The organism is Brevundimonas sp., from assembly GCF_030656255.1.
Classification (GTDB): Bacteria; Pseudomonadota; Alphaproteobacteria; order Caulobacterales; family Caulobacteraceae; genus Brevundimonas.
On record NZ_JAUSOE010000100.1, the window covers coordinates 1 to 19,391 of the forward strand.

Annotated in this window: 19 protein-coding genes; 9 read left to right on the forward strand and 10 right to left on the reverse strand. The window is 68.4% G+C overall.

Features of this window, described 5'->3' with window-relative positions; translation table 11 throughout:
- From Q7J26_RS10165 to Q7J26_RS10175, 3 genes are all read left to right on the forward strand, one after another.
- Window positions 1-356, forward strand: a 356-nt coding sequence (locus tag Q7J26_RS10165; RefSeq protein ID WP_304936340.1) for a pilus assembly protein N-terminal domain-containing protein, incomplete at its 5' end; no start/stop codon positions are given.
- Between the two features lie 5 nt (window positions 357-361).
- Window positions 362-898, forward strand: coding sequence for a TadE/TadG family type IV pilus assembly protein (locus tag Q7J26_RS10170; RefSeq protein WP_304936341.1), 537 nt, complete (start codon window positions 362-364; stop codon window positions 896-898).
- Window positions 898-1,458 (forward strand): TadE/TadG family type IV pilus assembly protein, encoded by a 561-nt coding sequence (locus tag Q7J26_RS10175; protein WP_304936342.1) that lies wholly within the window; start codon window positions 898-900, stop codon window positions 1,456-1,458. The genes Q7J26_RS10170 and Q7J26_RS10175 overlap by 1 nt, the downstream gene beginning before the upstream one ends.
- On the opposite strand, the gene Q7J26_RS10180 is transcribed toward Q7J26_RS10175, so the two are convergent.
- The 5 genes from Q7J26_RS10180 to Q7J26_RS10200 form a co-directional block, all read right to left on the reverse strand.
- Window positions 1,410-2,756, reverse strand: coding sequence for an anthranilate synthase component I family protein (locus Q7J26_RS10180; protein ID WP_304936343.1), 1,347 nt, complete (start codon window positions 2,754-2,756; stop codon window positions 1,410-1,412). The genes Q7J26_RS10175 and Q7J26_RS10180 overlap by 49 nt on opposite strands.
- Entirely contained in the window at window positions 2,753-3,532 is a 780-nt protein-coding gene (locus tag Q7J26_RS10185; RefSeq protein WP_304936344.1) for a tyrosine-protein phosphatase, read from the reverse strand. The genes Q7J26_RS10180 and Q7J26_RS10185 overlap by 4 nt, the downstream gene beginning before the upstream one ends.
- Before the next feature lie 9 nt (window positions 3,533-3,541).
- Entirely contained in the window at window positions 3,542-3,844 is a 303-nt protein-coding gene (locus Q7J26_RS10190; protein ID WP_271165228.1) for a transcriptional regulator, read from the reverse strand.
- On the reverse strand, window positions 3,844-4,467 hold the full coding sequence (locus Q7J26_RS10195; RefSeq protein ID WP_304936345.1) for a hypothetical protein: 624 nt from the start codon (window positions 4,465-4,467) through the stop codon (window positions 3,844-3,846). Before Q7J26_RS10195 ends, Q7J26_RS10190 begins: the two co-directional genes overlap by 1 nt.
- A 112-nt stretch (window positions 4,468-4,579) precedes the next feature.
- A complete protein-coding gene (locus tag Q7J26_RS10200; protein ID WP_304936346.1) occupies window positions 4,580-6,025 on the reverse strand; it encodes an AMP nucleosidase in 1,446 nt (481 codons plus the stop codon).
- 128 nt (window positions 6,026-6,153) lie between these two features.
- Here Q7J26_RS10200 and Q7J26_RS10205 point away from each other — a divergent pair, with 128 nt between their 5' ends.
- Window positions 6,154-7,404 (forward strand): multidrug effflux MFS transporter, encoded by a 1,251-nt coding sequence (locus tag Q7J26_RS10205; RefSeq protein ID WP_304936347.1) that lies wholly within the window; start codon window positions 6,154-6,156, stop codon window positions 7,402-7,404.
- A gap of 84 nt (window positions 7,405-7,488) precedes the next feature.
- Window positions 7,489-9,441, forward strand: coding sequence for a M1 family metallopeptidase (locus Q7J26_RS10210; RefSeq protein WP_304936348.1), 1,953 nt, complete (start codon window positions 7,489-7,491; stop codon window positions 9,439-9,441).
- A 60-nt stretch (window positions 9,442-9,501) separates the two neighbouring features.
- Here Q7J26_RS10210 and Q7J26_RS10215 read toward each other — a convergent pair whose 3' ends face one another.
- The gene (locus tag Q7J26_RS10215; RefSeq protein ID WP_304936349.1) at window positions 9,502-9,933 is read right to left on the reverse strand and encodes a DUF488 family protein; all 432 of its coding nucleotides are present in this window, start codon (window positions 9,931-9,933) and stop codon (window positions 9,502-9,504) included.
- A 116-nt stretch (window positions 9,934-10,049) separates the two neighbouring features.
- Here Q7J26_RS10215 and Q7J26_RS10220 point away from each other — a divergent pair, with 116 nt between their 5' ends.
- Both Q7J26_RS10220 and recQ read left to right on the forward strand, forming a co-directional pair.
- On the forward strand, window positions 10,050-11,027 hold the full coding sequence (locus Q7J26_RS10220; protein ID WP_304936350.1) for a complex I NDUFA9 subunit family protein: 978 nt from the start codon (window positions 10,050-10,052) through the stop codon (window positions 11,025-11,027).
- A 118-nt stretch (window positions 11,028-11,145) separates the two neighbouring features.
- Window positions 11,146-13,044 (forward strand): DNA helicase RecQ, encoded by a 1,899-nt coding sequence (gene recQ / locus Q7J26_RS10225; RefSeq protein ID WP_304936351.1) that lies wholly within the window; start codon window positions 11,146-11,148, stop codon window positions 13,042-13,044.
- 33 nt (window positions 13,045-13,077) lie between these two features.
- Here the strand turns inward: recQ and Q7J26_RS10230 are convergent, their stop codons facing one another.
- From Q7J26_RS10230 to mutM, 4 genes are read right to left on the reverse strand one after another with little or no spacing between them, the layout of a single operon-like run.
- Window positions 13,078-13,983: an alpha/beta fold hydrolase gene (locus Q7J26_RS10230; RefSeq protein WP_304936352.1), complete on the reverse strand. Its 906-nt coding sequence runs from the start codon at window positions 13,981-13,983 to the stop codon at window positions 13,078-13,080.
- Window positions 13,984-14,036: 53 nt separating this feature from the next.
- Window positions 14,037-14,822: an enoyl-CoA hydratase gene (locus Q7J26_RS10235; RefSeq protein ID WP_304936353.1), complete on the reverse strand. Its 786-nt coding sequence runs from the start codon at window positions 14,820-14,822 to the stop codon at window positions 14,037-14,039.
- A 47-nt stretch (window positions 14,823-14,869) separates the two neighbouring features.
- Window positions 14,870-15,313 carry a hypothetical protein gene (locus tag Q7J26_RS10240; RefSeq protein WP_304936354.1) on the reverse strand — a complete coding sequence of 148 codons (444 nt, stop codon included), beginning with the start codon at window positions 15,311-15,313 and terminating at the stop codon, window positions 14,870-14,872.
- A gap of 18 nt (window positions 15,314-15,331) precedes the next feature.
- The gene (gene mutM / locus Q7J26_RS10245) at window positions 15,332-16,195 is read right to left on the reverse strand and encodes a bifunctional DNA-formamidopyrimidine glycosylase/DNA-(apurinic or apyrimidinic site) lyase (protein WP_304936355.1); all 864 of its coding nucleotides are present in this window, start codon (window positions 16,193-16,195) and stop codon (window positions 15,332-15,334) included.
- 139 nt (window positions 16,196-16,334) lie between these two features.
- Between mutM and Q7J26_RS10250 the strand changes: the two genes are divergently transcribed.
- Both Q7J26_RS10250 and Q7J26_RS10255 read left to right on the forward strand, forming a co-directional pair.
- Entirely contained in the window at window positions 16,335-17,117 is a 783-nt protein-coding gene (locus Q7J26_RS10250; RefSeq protein WP_304936356.1) for a phosphatase PAP2 family protein, read from the forward strand.
- A 77-nt stretch (window positions 17,118-17,194) separates the two neighbouring features.
- Window positions 17,195-19,246, forward strand: coding sequence for an OPT family oligopeptide transporter (locus tag Q7J26_RS10255; RefSeq protein WP_304936357.1), 2,052 nt, complete (start codon window positions 17,195-17,197; stop codon window positions 19,244-19,246).
- Window positions 19,247-19,391 lie beyond the last annotated feature (145 nt).

Sequence of the window (19,391 nt, forward strand, 5' to 3'; positions counted from 1 at the left end):
CCCAGGCCCAGAGCGGGTCAGACGGCGGCGCCCTGAATGTCGAGATCGATCGCTCGGCCCGGGTCCAGCTGCGCGGCGCAGCCTCTTCGGTCATTGTCGGCAACCCTCAGATCGCCGACGTCACCGTGGTGGACGCCAACACCCTGTTTATCGTCGGCAAAGGTTACGGCGTCACCGAAGTGGTGGCCGTGGACGGCGTCGGCCGCACCCTGTTCCAGCGCGAGATCGTCGTCACCGGCGGCTCGACCGGCTCGGTCCGCGTCTGGCGCGGCGCCCAGGCGACCGAAATGGCCTGCGGCGCCTCCTGCGCCCCCAGTGTTCGCGCCACCGCCTCGGCCGCGACTCCGACGCCCTGAGCCCGATGCGCGCGCGTCACGGTCTTCCGTTCGCAACGGGCCAGGCCCGCAGGTCGCGCGAAGGCGCGGCGGCGGTCGAGTTCGCCCTGATCGCGACGCCCTTTTTCATGCTGCTGTTCGCCATCTTCCAGCTCGGCCTCGTCTTCATGATCGACGCCGTGGCCGAGAACGCCGTGCTGACGGCCAGCCGCCTGGTCAGGACCGGTCAGGCCCAGGCCCAGAGCTTCGACGCAACAGCCTTCAAGACGGCCTTCTGCGACGACATGAGCGTGTTCAAAAGCGACTGCCCGGACCGCACGACCATAGACGTTCGGGTCGTCGATCAATTTTCCGACGTCACGGACCCGCCGCTGGACGAAAACGGCGCGCCGGACCTGTCGCAGACGGGGTTCGATGGCGGCGCGGGCCAGAATCTGGTCGTCGTCCGCGTCTGGTACCGGCAGCCCCTGCTGATCCCTTCGGTCAGCCAGGCGGTCACCAACTCCGGGACCGGACAGGTCCTGATCTCGTCGACCATCGCGTTCCGCAACGAGCCCTTCTGATGATCCGATCCTTCATCCGGCGCCTGGCGCGCGATGAGCGCGGCGTGTCGGCGGTCGAGTTCGCCCTGATCGCGCCGATCATGTTCGTCTTCTACGCCGCCATGGCCGACCTGTGCCAAGGCTATATGGCCTTTCGCCGCGTCAGCCATACAGCCTCGGCCGTGGCGGATCTGGTGTCCCAGTCGCGAACCATCACCAAGGGCGACATCGACAATATCTTCGACGTCGGCCCCCTGATCCTGTCGCCGTTCGCCCCCGCCTCCATGGAACAGCGGGTCGCCAGCGTCACGCGCGTGACCTCAACCAAATATCAACTGGACTGGAGCCGGAGCTGGGCTGCGCCCGGGACCGCAGATCGGACCTTGAACGCGCCGCTGGACATCGCCGGCGCCGAGATTCCGCCGGCTCTGCTCACCGTCAACGGCGCCTCGATCATCGTCTCAGAGACCGCCTATACCTATAAGTCGCCCTTCCAAGCCTTCCTGCCGGAAGTGAAATTCCTGCGTCGCGCCTATCTGGCGCCGCGCGAGGCGACCGTCATCCCCTGCTCGGACTGCTGACCGACCAGGGCGCGCTTCAAGGCCGAAATTTTCACCTCGGTCTCGGCCAGTTCCGCCTCCGGATCGCTGTCGGCCACGATCCCCGCCCCGGCCAGGGTGCGGAAGGTCCAGCGGTCTTGCTGATGTTCGAACGACGCGGTGCGGATCAGGACCGAGGCCGTCAGCCCCCCGTCCTCCTCCAGAATGAACAATGACCCGCACCAGGCGCCGCGCGGGGGCTCCAGCTCGGCGATCACCTTCATGGCCTGGTGTTTGGGCGCGCCGGTGATCGATCCGGGCGGAAAAGTCTCCGCCAGCAGATCGGCCGGCGTCACCCCCGGCTCGGCCCGCCCCACGACGGTCGAGACCAGATGATGCACGGTCGGATGGCTCTCGATCGCGAACAGCCGCTCCACCGCCACCGATCCGACGCGCGAGGCGCGGGCCAAGTCATTGCGCATCAGATCGACGATCATCAGGTTCTCGGCCCGATCCTTGGCGCTGGCCTGAAGCTCGGCGGCCAGGGCCGCGTCCTCGACAGGGTCGGCCGACCGGGCGCGCGTGCCCTTGATCGGCCGCGCCTCGATGCGTCGGGTTTCGCCGTCAAAGGCCAGGAAGAGTTCGGGCGAGTTGGACACCAGGGCCCGGTCGCCGATCCGCCAGAAGGCGCCATAGGGCGAGGCCCGTCCCTGTTGCAGCCTCAGAAAGACATCGAACGGATCGGCCTCGGGCTTCAGCACGCCGCCCCAGGCGCGGGCGATATTGGCTTGGAATAGTTCCCCGGCGCCGATGCGGGCGACCACCTCAGCCACCGCGTCGCGGTAAGCCTGGTCATCCGCCTCGGCCGCGAAGGCTTCGGCCGGCGCGGCCGGGGTCGCTGGCGGGACCGCCCCCGCCAGCCACCCGGCGGCGCGGGAGGCTGCGGCCGAAGCCAGCGACGCTGTCGCCCCCCGCCCTATGGCGCGGATACGACCTTGATGATGGTCGAAACTGAGCATCGCCGGATAGCGGGCCAGGATCAGGTCGGGCCAGACCAACGGCCGTTCTCCCGTCGCCGGACGCGCCCCGGCGTCATAGGCGGCCAGCCCCACAGTCCCCGCGCCCCAGGCCGGATCGCGCAAAGGGTCGAACAGATTGGCCTCGATCATCCCTACGTGAACCCGGTCCGGCGCCGTCGCCACATGGGACCAGCGGCCGCCCGGTCCGCCGTCGGACAGCAGGGCCAGGGCGCCGACCGCCCCACCGATCCCGGCAGCCACGGACAAAGGATCCGTCCACGGATAATCCTGGACGACGACATGGGTCAGGGGGGCGCTCACGCCGACAGCCGCGCCTCGATCCGCGCCCGCAGGGCGGCGTCGACGCCCAGGGCCTGATCCAGATAGGCGTCTAGCGAGCCGTGCCGCGCCTCGACCTCGGCGAAGGCCGCCTCCAGATAGGCCGGCTCGACGCCGAGAAAGGCCACCACCGCATCGTCGGAGGCGACACGGCCGGTCATCTTGTGCAGCTGCCGCGCGATGGACGGGGCGCGGCCGGCCAGATCGACGGCGGTGTTGGTCAGCAGATAGTCCTCGACCAGGTCGTCGCGGTGGACGCCCAGCAGATGATGGGTCAGGGCGGCGAGGAAACCTGTCCTGTCCTTGCCCGCCGCGCAGTGGATCAGAACGGGCCGGTCCTGATCGCCCAGGGCGTGGAAATAGCGACTGAAGACGTCGATGTGAGCGCCGTCGAACGGCAGGCTGCGATAGGTTTGCGTCATGAATCGCCGACCCGAATCCGGCGTGAGGTCCGCAGTCTTCAGGAAGCTGATGTGGGGCGCCTCGGCCTCGTCGTCGATCCCGCCCTCGATCACCAGGGCGTCGAAGCCGTCGGGCCGCCGCGACGGCTGGTCCCGGCGTTCGCCCGGCCGGCGCAGATCGACCACCGCCCCCAGGTCGAACCCCTTCAGCCGCTCCAGATCGGCGTCGCTGGCGCGGGCGTGATGGGCCGAACGCAGCAGGCGGCCGGGACGCACGCGTCGCCCGGCCGCCGTGGCGTAGTCGCCATAGTCGCGGAAGTTGTCGATGGCCTCGAAGGCATGGAGACGGTCGCTCATGACCGTCTTCTAGCGTGCGGGAAGCAGCCCCGCCATGGCGTCCAGATAGGCGACGAAGGCGGCCCGGCCTTCCTCGGTCAGAGACGCCTCGGTCAGGGGCTTGCGGCCGACGAAGCTCTTGGTCACAGCGACGAAGCCCGCCTCCTCCAGCTTTCGCAGATGGACCGACAGATTGCCGTCGGTCGTCTGCAGCCGCGCCTTCAGGGTGTTGAAATCCGCCGCCTCGGCCCCGGACAGATAGGCCATGATGCCCAGCCGGATCCGCCCATGGATGACCTCGTCGATTCGGCTGATATCGAAGTCGTCCGCCATCAGACGATCTCCGACGGTTCCTGCCGCATCATGATCAGGCCGGGAACCAGGGCGACGGCGACGAGGACGACCGTGAAGATCAGATATATGGCCGGACTGTCGATGAACCAGGCCACGCCGACGGCGCTTGCATAGGAAACCAGAGCGGTCAGGGACATCCAGCGCGCCCCGCTCATGGCCGCGCCCACCATCCAGGCCGAACCATAGGCCACCAGCACCACCGTCGGCATGACGGACATCCAGGCCCAGTCCTCGCTCTTCACCGAAAGCGCGACCAGGCCCAACCAGGTGACGAAGATACCGTAACCGACCCCAGACCAGGCTGCGCCCACCGCACGATTGCCGGAAGACTGGCTGCCCGGCTGACCCTTTTGCCGCTGGATAAGGACCGTCAGGGCGAGGCCGAAGACGACGCCCGCCCCGATCCACAGCCAGAGCTGCGCCCACGGATTGACGTCGACCACCCCGGACTGAATGGCCCACTGGCCGATGTTCGCCGTCCCGAAGATGAGAGCCGCGGCGACGAGAAACCGTCCCGCCAGCAACGGCGCGTGCCGTCCTTCGTGGGCCAGCGCCCGCATATAGGCGATGTCGTCTTGGATAGCCTGTGTGTCGCGCGTCATGGCGCCCTCCTCCTGAAATCCGATAATCACAGGATGCACAATGCACTTTGTCATGTAAAGTGCTTTTTCAGCTTCCCGTCTCCTCCCAGTCATGGGGAGGAGACGGTTCAGATCACCGGAACGGCGGCTCGTCGAAGGCGCGGAGCTTGCGGGAGTGCAGGCGCGAGCCCTCGTTGCGCATCAGGTCCACCGCCTGGATGCCGATCTGGAGGTGTTCCGAGATCGAGCCTTCGTAGAAGCGGTTGGCCTGGCCCGGCAGTTTGATCTCGCCGTGCAGCGGCTTGTCCGAGACGCACAGCAGGGTGCCGTAGGGGACGCGGAAGCGGTAGCCCTGGGCCGCGATGGTGGCGCTTTCCATGTCGATGGCGACGGCCCGACTCTGATTGAAGCGTAGCGCCGACTTGGAATAGCGCAGCTCCCAGTTCCGGTCGTCGGTGGTGACGACCGTGCCGGTGCGCAGGCGCCGCTTGACCTCGTCGCCCGGCATGCCGCTGACCGACTTGGTGGCGTCGTACAGGGCGCGCTGGACCTCGGCGATCGACGGGATGGGGATGTCCGGCGGCAAAACCGCGTCCAGCACATGGTCGTCGCGCAGATAGGCGTGGGCCAGGACATAGTCGCCGATGGTCTGGCTGGCGCGTAAGCCGCCGCAGTGGCCGATCATCAGCCAGACATGCGGACGGGTCACGGCCAGGTGGTCGGTGATGGTCTTGGCGTTGGACGGGCCGACGCCGATATTGACCAGGGTCACGCCCTTATGGCCCGGCGCGGTCAGGTGATAGGCCGGCATCTGGTGCTTCTTCCAGGCCGTGTCGCTGATCGAGGCCTCGGGATTGGGCGTATCGCGCGTGATCACCACCCCGCCGGCGCAGGACAGGGTCTCATAGGGCGTGCCCGGCGTCTGAAGCTGTTCGATGGCCCAGCGCACGAACTCGTCGACGTAGCGATTATAGTTGGTGAACAGGACATAGGACTGGACGTCGTCCACCGGCGTGCCCGTGTAGTGACGCAGCCGCGCCAGCGAGAAGTCGGTCCTCAGCCCGTCGAAATGCGACAGGGGGAAGTCGCCGTCCATGTCGAACAGGCCGTCGGCGATCTCGTCGCCGATATGGGCCAGGTCCGTGGTCGGGAACCAGCGCGCCAGGGCGGCTGTCATCGACCGGTCCAGCGCGACCTCCAGCCCGTCGGTCACATAGGGGAAGGGGATTTCCTGGCGCGACAGCCCGACCTCGAAGGTCGCATTATATTCCTGCTCCAACAGGCCCAGCTGTTCGGTCAGATAGGGCCGGAACAGGTCCGGCCGGGTGATCGTGGTGGAATAGGATCCCTGTTTCGACAGCCGGGCATAGGCGCGCGGCTCCAGGTCCTGGGGGCGATCCCCGTCCCAGCGGATGCGAAGTTCGGGATAGGCGAACACCCCTTCGGCGCGTTTCAGCGGATCGGGCCGCTCGCCGGTGTTGACGAAATCCCGCACGGCGTCGCGCAGGTTGGTCACGGATTGGGTGTAGAGGGTTTCGAGGCGGTCCAGCGCCGCCTGTGCTGTCATCTGTTCTGTCATGACTTCCTCTAGCGAAGCTTCTTGGCTTTGGCGAGGCGCCCGGCGGTCAACCTCGGTATCGCTGCATTGCAGCAATTTATGACAGGGCGACGGTTGCAGATCGGCGCGTGACGGCGCATCTGGCCCAAATGTCTTCTTCCCACGCGTCAGCGCCCGCCAAGAAGGAGCTCGGCTTCGTCGAGTTCGTCTGTCTCATCGCCCTGATGATGGCGCTGAACGCCCTGGCCATCGACTCCATGCTGCCGGCCCTGCCGCAGATCGGCGCCGACCTGGGCGTGGCCAATGAGAACAGCCGCCAGTGGGTGGTCACCGCCTATCTGCTGGGCTTCGGCGGGGCCCAGCTGTTCTACGGCCCCTTGGCCGACCGGTTCGGACGCAAGCCCGTCCTGCTGTTCGGCGTCGGCGTCTATGTGGTGTTCAGCCTGTTGGCCACCCTGGCGCCCAGCTTCGACATGCTGATCCTGGCCCGCATCGGCCAAGGCCTGGGCAGCGCCTGCACCCGCGTTCTGGCCGTCTCCATCGTGCGCGACCGTTACGAGGGCCGCACCATGGCCCGCGTCATGTCCTTCAGCTTCCTGGTCTTCCTGGGCGTGCCCATCCTGGCCCCGTCGATTGGCCAGTTAATCATGCTGGTCGGGCCGTGGCGCTGGATCTTCGCCGCCCTTGGCCTGGTCGGGGTCGCGCTCAGCGTCTGGGCCTTCCTGCGCCTGCCCGAAACCCTGAAGCCCGAGGATCGCCTGCCGATCCAGGTGAAGCGGCTGACCTCGGCCTACAAGACCGCCCTGACCGACCGCACCGCCATGGGCTACACCCTGGGCATGACGGCCATCACCGGGGCCCTGTTCGGCTTCATCAACTCGTCGCAGCAGATCTTCGCCGACGTCTTCGACGCCGAGGCCGTCTTCCCGGCCGTCTTCGCCCTGATCGCCGGCGGCATCGCCGTGGCCTCCATCGTCAACGCCCGGCTGGTGGTGTCGCTGGGGTCGCGCAAGATCTCGCACACGGCCCTGATCGGCTTCACCGCCGTCTCGGCCATCCACGCCGCCGTGGCGCTCAGCGGTCATGAATCGATCTGGACCTTCGCGATCCTTCAGACCCTGACCATGTTCTGTTTCGGCCTGATCGCCGGCAATTTCGGCGCCATGGCCATGGAGACCATGGGCCATATCGCCGGCACCGCCGCCTCGATCCAGGGCTTCATCTCCACCGTCGTCGGCTCGCTGCTGGGCTTCGCCGTGGGGCAACAGTTCAACGGCACCACCGTCCCCATGGTGCTGGGCTTCACCGTCTTCGGCCTGATCGCCCTGGCCTGCGTCCTGTTCGCCGAGCGCGGACAGCTGTTCCGGTCGCACCACGCGCCGGGCGGCGCGGCCCATTGAGGCGACCTCTGTCGCAGACTTGATCTTTTCGGCGTTTCCGCGCGTTCTCCGGCCAACCCCTATGGTCAGCCCCGGAAAGCCTCGATGAAGCGCAAAGCCTTCGGTCTCGTCTCCGCCCTCGCCCTCGCCGCCGCTCTGGGGGTCAGCGCCTGTTCCACCACGACCGGAGGCGGATCAATGACTCCGCCCGCCATCGCGCCCGCCCCTGGCCCCGACGCGGTCGACAGCCACACCTACGCTCGGCCGGAGATCGCCCGCGTCGTCGATGTGGCCCTGGACCTGACCGCCGACTTCAACGCCAAGACCCTGTCGGGCACGGCGACCCTGGACATCCTGGCGGTCCCCGGCGCCAATGAGGTGATCCTGGATATCAAGAACCTGGACATACAGGACGTGCGCGACTCCGACGGCCGCGCCCTGCGCTATGTCACGGGGCCGAACGACGCCATCAAGGGCCAGTCTCTGGCGGTCTATTTCCCAGCCTTCGCCCCGAACGAACGGCGCAAGATCGTCGTCACCTATTCCACCCGTCCCGACGCGGCGGCCCTGCAATGGCTGTCGCCCAGCCAGACGGCGGGCGGTCAGAAACCCTATTTGTTCAGCCAGGGCCAGGCCATCCTGACCCGCACCTGGGTTCCGACCCAGGACAGCCCCGGCATCCGCCAGACCTATTCGGCCCGCATCACCGCCCCGGCCGACCTGACCGTGGTCATGAGCGCCGACCAGCTGACGCCCAAGGGCGAGGCGGCCGCCAATGGAATGAAGTCCTGGCGCTTCCGGATGAACAATCCGATCCCGCCCTATCTGATCGCCATCGGCGTCGGCGACATCGCCTTCGCGCCGTTCGACGAGCGCACCGGAGTCTGGACCGAGCCCAGCCGCCTGCGCGCCGCCGCCGCCGAGCTGGAGCCCACCGCCGAAATGGTGGACGCGGCCGAGAAGCTGTACGGCCCCTATCGCTGGGGCCGCTATGACCTGCTGGTCCTGCCGCCTTCCTTCCCGTTCGGCGGGATGGAAAACCCCAAGCTGACCTTCGCCACCCCGACCATCATCGCCGGGGACCAGTCGCTGGTCTCGCTGGTGGCGCACGAACTGGCTCACTCCTGGTCCGGCAATCTGGTCACCAACGCCACCTGGAACGACTTCTGGCTGAACGAGGGCTTCACCACCTATTTCGAGAACCGGATCATGGAGTCGGTCTACGGCTATGATCGCGCGGTGCAGGAACAGGTGCTGAGCTGGGACGGGCTGCAGGACGAACTGAAATCCCTGCCCGCCGACGACACCCGGCTGCACCTGAACCTGCTGGGTCGCGATCCCGACGACGGCATGAACACCATCGCCTATGACAAGGGCTCGGCCTTCCTGCGCACCATCGAACGCATCGTCGGCCGTGAGCGGTTCGACGCTTGGCTGCGCGGCTATTTCGACCGCAACGCCTATCGGCCGATGACCACGGCCATGTTCCTGGCCGACATCCGCACCCATCTGGTGAACGGCGACGCAGCCCTGGAATCCGAACTGCAGTTGGACGCCTGGGTCTATCAGCCCGGCCTACCGTCCAACGCCGTAGCCCCGGTGTCGAACGCCTTCACCCCGGTCGATGCGGCCGCCGTGGCCTTCTTCAAGGACAAGGGACCGGCCTCGGCCATTCCCTGGGCGGAGTGGAACACCCAGCAGCGCCAGCGCTTCCTGGGCTGGCGTCCCGAAGGCCTGGCCGCCGGCGCCGACTGGCTGACCGCCGCCCAGTTGGCCGATCTGGAGCGCACCCTGAACCTGGCGAACGAGGGCAACAGCGAACTGACCTTCGCCTGGCTGCAGATCGCCCTGGCCCACCGCTATCAGCCCTCCGTCGCCACGGCGGAGAATTTCTTGACCAGCCAGGGACGGCGCAAATTCGTCCTGCCCCTGTTCCAGACCCTGTGGAACGAGGGCGACTGGGGCCGATCCATCGCCCGCCGCATCTACGCCGAGGCCCGGCCGCTGTATCACCCTGTCACCAGTGGTTCGGTCGATCAGTTGGTGGGACGGCCTTAAGCCATCCAGCGCCTCCTCTCCACATCGTGGGGAGGAGGCGGCGAAGCGATTGCTCGGGAGCTAAAGGTTGATCACGCTCACGCCGGCCTCGTCCGACAGCCGCTCCGCCAGGACGGCGCGGTGGCAGCCGGCGTGATCGGCCTCGAAACACAACAGGGCCACGCGCTTCTCGCGCGCCAGCGCCTTTAGCCGTTCGTATTCCATCTGGGCCTGAGGTTCGGCCAGATGGTCGGCGAAGATGGCGCGCATCTCGGCGACATGACCCTTGCGGGCCGCATCCCGCCCAGCCTTGGGCGTGCCGAGGCCGCGCAGGTGGAGATAGTCGATCCCCTCGGCCTTCAGGCTTTCGCCCAGAATCGTCTTTGAAAATCCGGCGCGGCGCGAGGCGGCGACGGCGCGAACATCGACCAGCAGATCGACCCCGGCCGCCTTCAGCCGGTCGATCACCTGGGCCTGGGTCGCGCCCTCGTAGCCGATTGTGAAGACTTTCATGGGCCGCAGATGGGGGCGGCGGCGGCGATCGCCAGCTTGACGGTCGAACGCCGCGTTGCGGTGCGGCGCCCTATCGTCTATCCCGCCGACACGGATTTTCGACTGGAGCTTCCCTCATGGCTGACCTCGCCCCCGGCGTCGTGACCCTCTTCGGAGGTTCCGGCTTCATCGGATCGCAGGCGGTGCGCGCCCTGGCCCGTCGCGGCTGGCGCATCCGCGTGGCTGTGCGCAACCCGGTTCTGGCCATCGAGGTCCAGCCCCTGGGCGATCCGGGCCAGATCCAGTTCATGCGCTGCGACGTGACCAACGCCGACGACGTAGCGGCCGCCGTGCGCGGCTCGAACGCCGTGGTCAATCTGGTCGGCGTCCTGCATGACGGCGGCGGCACGCGCGGCTTCAAGAGCGCCCATGTCGAGGCCGCCAAGAACATCGCCCAGGCGTCCAAGGCCGCCGGCGTGGCCCGCGTCGTCCAGATTTCGGCCATCGGCGCCGATCCAAACAGCCGCTCCGCCTACGCCCGCACCAAGGGCGAGGCCGAAAACGAGATCCGCGCCGTCTATCCCGACGCCGTCATCCTGCGCCCGTCCCTGGTGTTCGGCGCCAGCGACGGCTTCCTGAACCGGTTCGCCGCCATGGCGACCTCGGCCCCCGCCCTGCCGCTGATCGGCGGCGGCGCCACCAAGTTCCAGCCGGTCTATGTCGGCGACGTGGCCGAAGCCGTGGCCCGCGCCGTGACCCGCGGCGACGCGGCCGGCCGCACCTTCGAACTGGGCGGCCCGGACGTCTACAGCTTCCGTGAAGTGCTGGAGCTGGTCTGTCGCGAGACCGGCCGCAACCGGCCGCTTCTGCCCATTCCCTTCCCCATCGCCCGCCTGATGGGCTCGGTGTTCCAGGCCGTCGGCCTGCTGGGCCTGACCCCGCCCCTGACCCGCGATCAGGTCGTCATGCTCCAGTCGGACAATGTCGTGTCGTCCGGCGCCCTCGGCCTGACCGACCTGGGCATGGTTCATCCGACCAGCATGGGCTCCATCGCCCCCTCCTATCTGTGGCGCTATCGCGACGGCGGCCAGTTCGCCGTCTCACCCGCCCACTGACGCACCCTTCTCCGGCCTGACGCGCGGCCGTGAAAACGGCCTATTCTAACTTAAGACCCGGCCGTGAAAACGGCCGGGCGGTCTTCGCACGGCGGAACAAATAGTGCACAACCTTCGGATGCCGGCCACGCAAACCCAGTCCCGACCCGCTCAAGACCCGACGCTGGACGATGCCCGGTCGCTGCTGTCACGCGTCTGGGGCCATGGAGATTTTCGAGGCCTGCAAAGCCAGGTGGTGACCGAGATCCTGGCCGGGCGCGACGCCCTGGCCGTCCTGCCCACCGGCGGCGGCAAGAGCGTCTGCTATCAGATCCCGGCCATCCTGCGCCCCGGCCTGGGCCTGGTGGTCTCGCCCCTGATCGCCCTGATGACCGACCAGGTCGAGGCCCTGAAACAGCAGGGCGTCGCCGCCGCTCGGCTGGATTCCGGCGTGTCGCTGGACGAGCGGTCGGCGATCTGGGCGGCCGCCCGCTCGGGCGACCTCGATCTGCTTTACGTCTCGCCCGAAGGCCTGGCGGCGGGGGCCATGATGGACCGGCTGGCCGAACTGCCCCTCAGCCTGATCGCCATCGACGAAGCCCACTGCGTCTCGCAATGGGGCCACGACTTCCGTCCCGACTATCGCAACCTGGGTCTGTTGGCCGAACGGTTCCCGAACGTGCCGCGCATCGCCGTGACCGCCACCGCCGACGCCCGCACCCGCGACGACATCCTGCGCTCGCTGCGGCTGGAAGAGGCCCGGGTCTTCGTCGACAGTTTCGCCCGCCCCAACCTGCAACTGTCGGCCGAGCGCAAGGAAAGCGCCTCGCGCGCCAAGACCGACGCCCGCGTCATCGAACTGGTGCGCGAGCGGCGCGGCAAGCCGGGCGTGGTCTATTGCGGCAGCCGCGACGGCTGCGACCGCGTGGCCCAGGCGCTGCGCGACGCCGGGACCAACGCCATCGCCTATCACGCGGGCATGGACGCCAAGGAGCGCGACCGCCGGCTGGAACGGTTCCTGGCCGAGGACGGGGCCGTCATGGTCGCCACCATCGCCTTCGGCATGGGGGTGGACAAGGCCGACGTGCGTTTCGTCATACACGCCGATCCGCCGGGCAGTCTGGAGGCCTATTGGCAGGAGATCGGCCGGGGCGGGCGCGACGGCGAACCGGCCGAGGGGATCACCCTGTACGGCCCGTCCGACATCGCCTGGACCCTGCGCCGGCTGGACGGCCGCCCGATGGCCGAGGAGGTCAAACAGGTCCAGGTGCGCAAGGCCCGCCAGCTGTTCGCCATGCTGGACGGCGCCGTCTGCCGCGCCCAGGCCGTGCGCCGCTATTTCGGGGAGACCGAGGCGGAGCCTTGCGGCGTCTGCGACATCTGCGGCGACCCGCCCCTGCTTTATGACGCCACCGTTCCCGCGCAAAAGGCCCTGGCGGCGGTCCAGCGTCTGGGCGGCCGGTTCGGGCGGGGCCGGATCGTCGATCACCTGACCGGCCGGACCAAGGCGGTCCAGCCGTGGGAGCAACAGCTGTCCACCTGGGGCATAGGCGCCGACATTTCGCCCAACGGCTGGCGCGACATCGTCGATCACCTGCTGTTCGAAGGCCTGCTGGTCGAGGATCCGAACGACGGCAAACCCCTTGTCGGCCTGGGCGACGGCGAGGCGGTGCGCGCCGTCTACAAGGCCGAACGCAAGATCGAGGTGCGCCGCGTGCCCGCAGGCTTCGACGCCGGCACGCGCTCAGGCAATCCGCGCAATCGCCGCGACCGCACCGGCGAGGGCCGCAACGCTGCGCTGGAGACCATGGACGCCGACGTCCGCGCCCGCTTCGAGGCCCTGCGCGCCTGGCGTCGCGATCGCGCCTCGGAACAGCACGTCCCGCCCTATGTCATCTTCCAGGACAAGACCCTGCTGGAAATCGCCCACGCCGAACCCGGCGACCTGGCCGCCCTCGCCGCCCTGCCCGGCGTCGGCCAGTCGAAACTGGATCGCTACGGCCAGGGGGTGCTGGAGACGTTGGGCGCAATCACCTGACCCTCTCCCAGCGGGAGAAGGAAGATCTGCGACCTACCCCAAGAACCCGCGCACGACCGCCTGGAAGCGCGCCGGCTGGTCGATCATCACCTGGTGGTCGGCGCCCTCGATGCGGACGAAGCGGGCGGGGCGGGGCAGGTCGGTGAAGCCGTAGCGGTACAGGCCCTCCAGCCGGTTTCGGGGGCTGTTGGTGTCCGGCGTCCAGCCATAGACCACCGTCACCGGAGCCGTGACCTCGCGCAATCGCCGCCGCAGATCGACGGTCAGGGCCTCGTACAGGCCCTGGGCCAGAACCCGCCGGTCGCCGCCCTGAAGTCCCAGGCCGTCGAACACCATGTCGCCCGCCAGCCCCAGATCCCCACCCAGAGCCGAAACCTGGCCCTTCAACGCCTGGTCACCGAACAGCATCAGGGCCTGATAGCCCAGCCGCGCCAGAGGCTCGACCTGCTGGGCCGTGACCCGCGCATCGACCAGGGACGGAAAGAAGGGGGCGGAATCCACCACCATCACCCGGCCCACCCGGTCGCCCATGTCCGCCGCCACCCGCAGGGCGATCTGGCCGCCCAGGGAATGGCCGATCAGGGCGGGGCGCTCCAGCCTCTGTTCGCGGATATAGCGTTCAATCTCGGCCGCCGCCGGCCCGGCCAGACCGCCGCTGGCGTTGGCGCCGATATCCGTCTGGCCGAAACCCCGGATCGTGATCAGGTGAACGCGATGACGGTCGTCCAGCCTGTCCGCGGTCGAGCGCCAGGCCGCGCCGGTCGAACCCAGGCCGGGAATGAAGATCACGTCCGCCCCCCGCCCCCGCGTCTCTACGATGATCCGGTCCGAACGGAAGGCGGGCGCCGCCGCCTGCGTCGGCAGGGGCGTTTGTGCGGCGGCCACCCCCGGCAGGGCGACGAACAGGCCGGTGAGAAGAAGGGCGAGAAAACGGAGCATGATCCGCTTCTAACGTCGGAAGACGGCGATCGGTTGACGGCCGCGACCTTGGGTCATCGTCCCTTGAAGTCCGGTTTCCGCTTTTCGACGAAGGCGGCCATGCCTTCCTTCTGGTCTTCGAAGGCGAACAGGGAGTGGAACAGGCGGCGCTCGAACCGCACGCCCTCAGTCAGGCTCGTCTCCAGGGCGACGTTGACCAGTTCCTTGTTCATCATCACCGCGAGCGGGCTCTGGGCCGCGATCTTGGCGGCGGCGGCGCGGGCTTCGTCCAGCAGGGCGTCGGGGGCGACGACGCGGCTGACCAGACCGGCGCGCTCGGCCTCGGCGGCGTCCATCATCCGCGCGGTCAGGATCATGTCCATGGCCTTGGACTTGCCGACCAGACGCGTCAGCCGTTGTGAGCCACCGATGCCGGGCGCCACGCCCAGATTGATCTCGGGCTGACCGAACTTGGCGGTCTCGGACGCGATGATGAAGTCGCACAACATCGCCAGTTCGCACCCGCCGCCGAGCGCATAGCCCGACACGGCCGCGATGATCGGCTTCCTGAACCGCATGATCCGGTCATGGCCCAGGGCGAAGAAATTGCCCTTGAACATGTCGGCGTAGGACTGGTCCGCCATCTCCTTGATGTCGGCCCCGGCGGCGAAGGCCTTGGCCGAGCCGGTCAGGATCAGGCAGCGCACGCTGTCGTCGGTCTCGACCACATCCAGGAAGGCCGCCAGTTCCCCGAACAGGGTCGAGTTCAGGGCGTTCAGCGCCTCGGGTCGGTTCAGGGTCACGACCGCATAGCCGTCGGCGTGGCGTTCGATCAGCAGGGTGGAATAGACGTCGGCCATGGTCGGTCTCCTTTGATCGCGGTCATACAGGGGCGAAGGCCGGCTTGCTACCGGCGCGGCATCAAGGCCAGGGTCAGGCCTGCCCGCACCAGTTCGGCGACCACCGCCATGCCGAGCAGCAGATTGGCGGCGATCACCTGTCCCCGCGCGCCCGACAGATCCAGCGTCCAGCCGAAGACGGACGACAACGCCAGGACCAGAGCCGTGAGCAGGATCAACCCGACCAGCAGCATGAGGGCCACATGCCCCGCCTTCAGCGCGGCCTGAAGCGTCGGCCCGTCGTCCAGGGCGCGGGCGCGCCGTTGAAGCAGACGGGCGATCAGGCCGGTGGCGGCCGCCTCTGCGACGACGGCGACGATCAGGGCGGCGAGAAACCACCAGATCAGCCCGCCGAGATCACCGGAGCGCAGGCCTTGAGCGAAGTGAAGGAAATAGGCGCCCCAGACCAGGACGCCGACCACCAGACTGATCCACAGATGGATTTTGCGCATGGTTAGGACCTCTAGGGACTACGTCTTCTGGCAGGACGGGCAGTAGAAGGTCGAGCGACCGCCCTGGACGATGCGGGCGACCACGCCGGTGCAGCCCTCCCCACGACAGGCCTCGCCCTCGCGGCCATAGACGTCGAACCGGTGCTGAAAATAGCCCTGGCCGCCCTCGGCGTTGGCGAAGTCCTTCAAGGTCGATCCGCCGGCGGCGACGGCGTCGTTCAGGACGTCGCGGACGACCGAGGCCAGGGTCTCCAGCCGCGCCTTCGACACCGACCCGGCCGCGACCAGGGGCGAGATGCGGGCGCGGTAAAGCGCCTCGCAGACATAGATATTGCCCAGGCCGGCGACGATCCGCTGGTCCAGCAGGGAGACCTTGATGTTCTGTGTCTTGCCGGCGAAGACCTCGACCAGATGCGCGCCGGAAAAACCGTTGCCCAGGGGCTCGGGCCCAAGGCCGGCGAACCAGGGATGAGCCTCGACCTGGGCGGTGGGGATCAGGCCCATGAAGCCGAACCGGCGGGCGTCGGCGTAGCCGATGCGGGTCGCGGCGCCGTCGCGGATGGCGCAGCCGCTGAAATGCTCGTGCTTGCCGGCGATGGGGGCGGCCTCCTCGAACTCGCCCAGCAGGGTCCCGTCCAGGGTGAAACGGCCGGTCATGCCCAGATGGGTGACCCAAGTCTCGCCGGTCGACAGGGGCGCCAGCAGATATTTGGCGCGACGGTCGATCCGTTCGACCGTCGCCCCCTCCAGTCGTTCAACGAACCGCTCGGGAAAGGGAAAACGCAGATCGGGCCGGTTGATGCGGAGGCGAGACAGGCGCGCGCCCGCCAGCACCGGCGTCAGGCCGCGTCGGACGGTTTCGACCTCGGGAAGTTCAGGCATGGGCCGGTCCTAGCGCCTCGACGCGGGCGGGCCAAGCGGATCGTCCGCCCGCGCCACGTTCGTCGGAAAAGCTTGTTCGAACCGACGTTCAGCCGACACCCGGGTCTGTCATCCAGTTTGGGCGCAATCCGGGGGGAACGTGTCTCAATCGATCATCATCCGCCGGCCGGGTTTCCGCCTCCCGAACCTGATCCGTTCGGTCGGTCTGACGCGTGACGACGCCGCGATCCTGGCGGCGACGGCCGTGCTGGCGGTCAGCCTCTATTTTCTGGCCTTTCCCGGCGTCGACATCGCCGTCAGCCGTCTGTTCTACCGCCCCGAAGCCGGCTTCTTCCTGTCCGACAACCCCCTGCTGAAGGCGCTGCGCAAGAGCTCCTCCCTCGTGCTGGCCCTTCTACTGCTCGGTGTGCTCGGACGACTGGCGTGGCGGGCTCTGCATCGCCGGCCTCTCGGCGCCGCCGCGCGTCGCACGGCCTTTGTCCTGGCGGCCCTGGCCGTCGGGCCGGGCCTGGTCGTCAATCTGGTGCTGAAGGGGCTGTGGGGACGTGCCCGCCCAATCCAGATCGATCAGTTCGGCGGCGATGCGGCCTTCACCCCCGCCTGGGTGGTCAGCGACGCCTGCCAATCCAATTGCTCCTTCGTCTCGGGCGAGGGCTCCAGCGCGGCCTGGATGGTCGGGGTCCTGCTGGTGCTGACGCCGGCGAAATGGCGGCCGGTCGTCCTGCCGCTCGGCGTCGTCTACGCCTTCGCCCTGTCGATGAACCGGTTGGCCTTCGGCGGGCATTTCCTGTCGGACATCCTGCTGTCCTGGGCCCTGACGGCCCTGGTCATGGCGGGGGTCTACCGGGTGACGGTGGCCTCGCCCGGCCTGGTTCGCAGGGCCAGGCGGCGGTTCCGGGAGCTTCAGCCCCTCGCCGTCTGAACGGGGCCTGAGCGTGACCGGTTGCCGCAGGCGACGTTATGGGCTTACGTCCGCGTCGAACGTGGGAACCGATTTCGATGACTGACGCCGTCGCTGCGCCTAAAGGCCGGCTTGAACTGACCCTTCGCGCCCTGGTCCTGGGCTGCCTGCTGGCGGTGATCTTCACCGCCGCCAACACCTATCTGGGCCTGCTGGTCGGCCTGACCTTCGCCTCGGCCATTCCGGCGGCGGTGATCTCGATGGCGGTGCTGCGGGCCTTCCGCACCTCGACCATCTGGGAAAACATGACCGTCCAGACCGTGGCCTCGGTCGGCGGGGCCATGAGTTCGATCATCTTCGTCCTGCCCGGCCTGGTGATGATCGGCTGGTGGCTGGAGTTTCCCTTCTGGCAGTCGGTGGCCATCTGCATCCTGGGCGGCGTGCTGGGGGTGACCTTCTCCATCCCGCTGCGCCGCGCCCTGGTGACCAACGGCGGCCTGCCCTACCCCGAAGGCGTCGCCGCCGCCGAGGTGCTGAAGGTCGGCTCGCGCGGCGCCGAACAGACCGAAAGCGCGGTGCGCGAGAACAAGTCCGGCCTGTGGATCGTGGTCGCCGGCGCCGTCGTCTCGGCCGGATACGCCCTGCTGGTCGCGGGTCGCGTCTTCGCCGGCGAGGCGGCGCGGTTCTTCAAGCTTCCGGCCGCCCTGGGCGGCGGGGCCACCGGCATGGGCTTCGGCATGCAGTTCGCGCTTCTCGGCGCCGGCCATTTGATCGGTCTGACGGTGGGCCTGGCACAGCTGTTCGGCCTGATCCTGGCCTGGGCGATCGCCGTGCCGATCCTGACCAGCCCCGACACCGTGGCCTGGCTGACGGCGCACGGCATCCCCTCCATCGCCTCCACCCTTCCCGCCGGCGCGCCGGCCGAGGAACTGGCCATGACGGTCTGGAGCCGTGAAGTCCGCTTCATGGGCGCCGGCGTCATCGGCGTGGCCGCCATCTGGACCCTGGTCAAACTGGCCGGACCGCTGATCGGCGGCCTGACCTCGGCCCTGGCCGCCAACGCCAAGCGCGCCCACGGCGAGGTGCTGGAACGCACCGAACAGGATCTGCCCATCAAACTGGTCGGCGGGATTTCGGTCGTCTGCCTGATCGGCATCGCCGGCCTGCTGGCCTGGTTCGCCCAGAGCGCCCCCGCCCTGGCGGGATCGACCCCGCTGCTGGTGATCGGCGGCCTGGTCTATGTCGTCCTGATCGGTTTCGCCGTCGCCGCCATCTGCGGCTATATGGCCGGCCTGATCGGCTCGTCGAACAGCCCGGTCTCGGGCGTCGGCATCCTGGCCGTGGTGATCGCCTCGCTGCTGATGCTGGGCGTCATGGCCATCGCGGGCGTACCCGCCGATCCGTCCATCATCGCCTTCGCCCTGATCGTGACCGCCGTCGTCTTCGCCGTCGCTGTCATCGCCAATGACAATCTTCAGGACCTGAAGACCGGTCAGCTGGTCGAGGCCACGCCCTGGCGCCAGCAGGTCGCCCTGATCGTCGGCGTCGGCGCCGGCGCCATCGTCATTCCGCTGATCCTGAACCTGCTGAACCAGGCCTTCGGCTTCGAGGGCGGCCCGCCCGCCATCGTCGAGGGCGCCAAGACCCTGGCGGCGCCCCAGGCCACCCTGATCTCGGCCCTGGCGCGCGGCGTGATCGGCGGCGACCTGCGTTGGGACCTGATCGGCCTGGGCGCGGTGATCGGCGTGATCATAATCGTGCTGGACGCCGTCGTGTCCAAGGCCACGAACGGCAAGGTCAAGCTGCCGCCGCTCGCCGTCGGCATCGGCTTCTACCTGCCCGCCGCCGTCACGACCATGCTGGTCATCGGCGCCGTCTGCGGCTGGATCTACGACAAGGCCGTGTCCAGCACCCGTTACGCCGATGTGGCGCGCCGCATGGGCGTGCTGCTGGCCTCGGGCCTGATCGTCGGCGAAAGCCTGTTCGGCGTCTTCACCGCCGGGGTGATCGTGGCCACCCGCGACGACGCGCCGTTCGCCATGCTGTCCGAGGGTTCGACCTGGCCGGCCATGCTGGCGGGGATCATCGGCTTCGCCGTCGCGGTCTTCGGCCTGTACGCCTGGACCCGGAGCCGCGCCAAGGCGGTGTGACACAACACCTCTCCCTCCCCCTGCGGGGGAGGGGGGCGGAGGCGTAGCCGGAGCCGGGTGGGGGCGGCAGGGCGACAGACTTGATTCAGATCGGTGCGCCCGTGCCTGGCCGCCCCCACCCCGTCGCTGCGCGACGCCCCTCCCC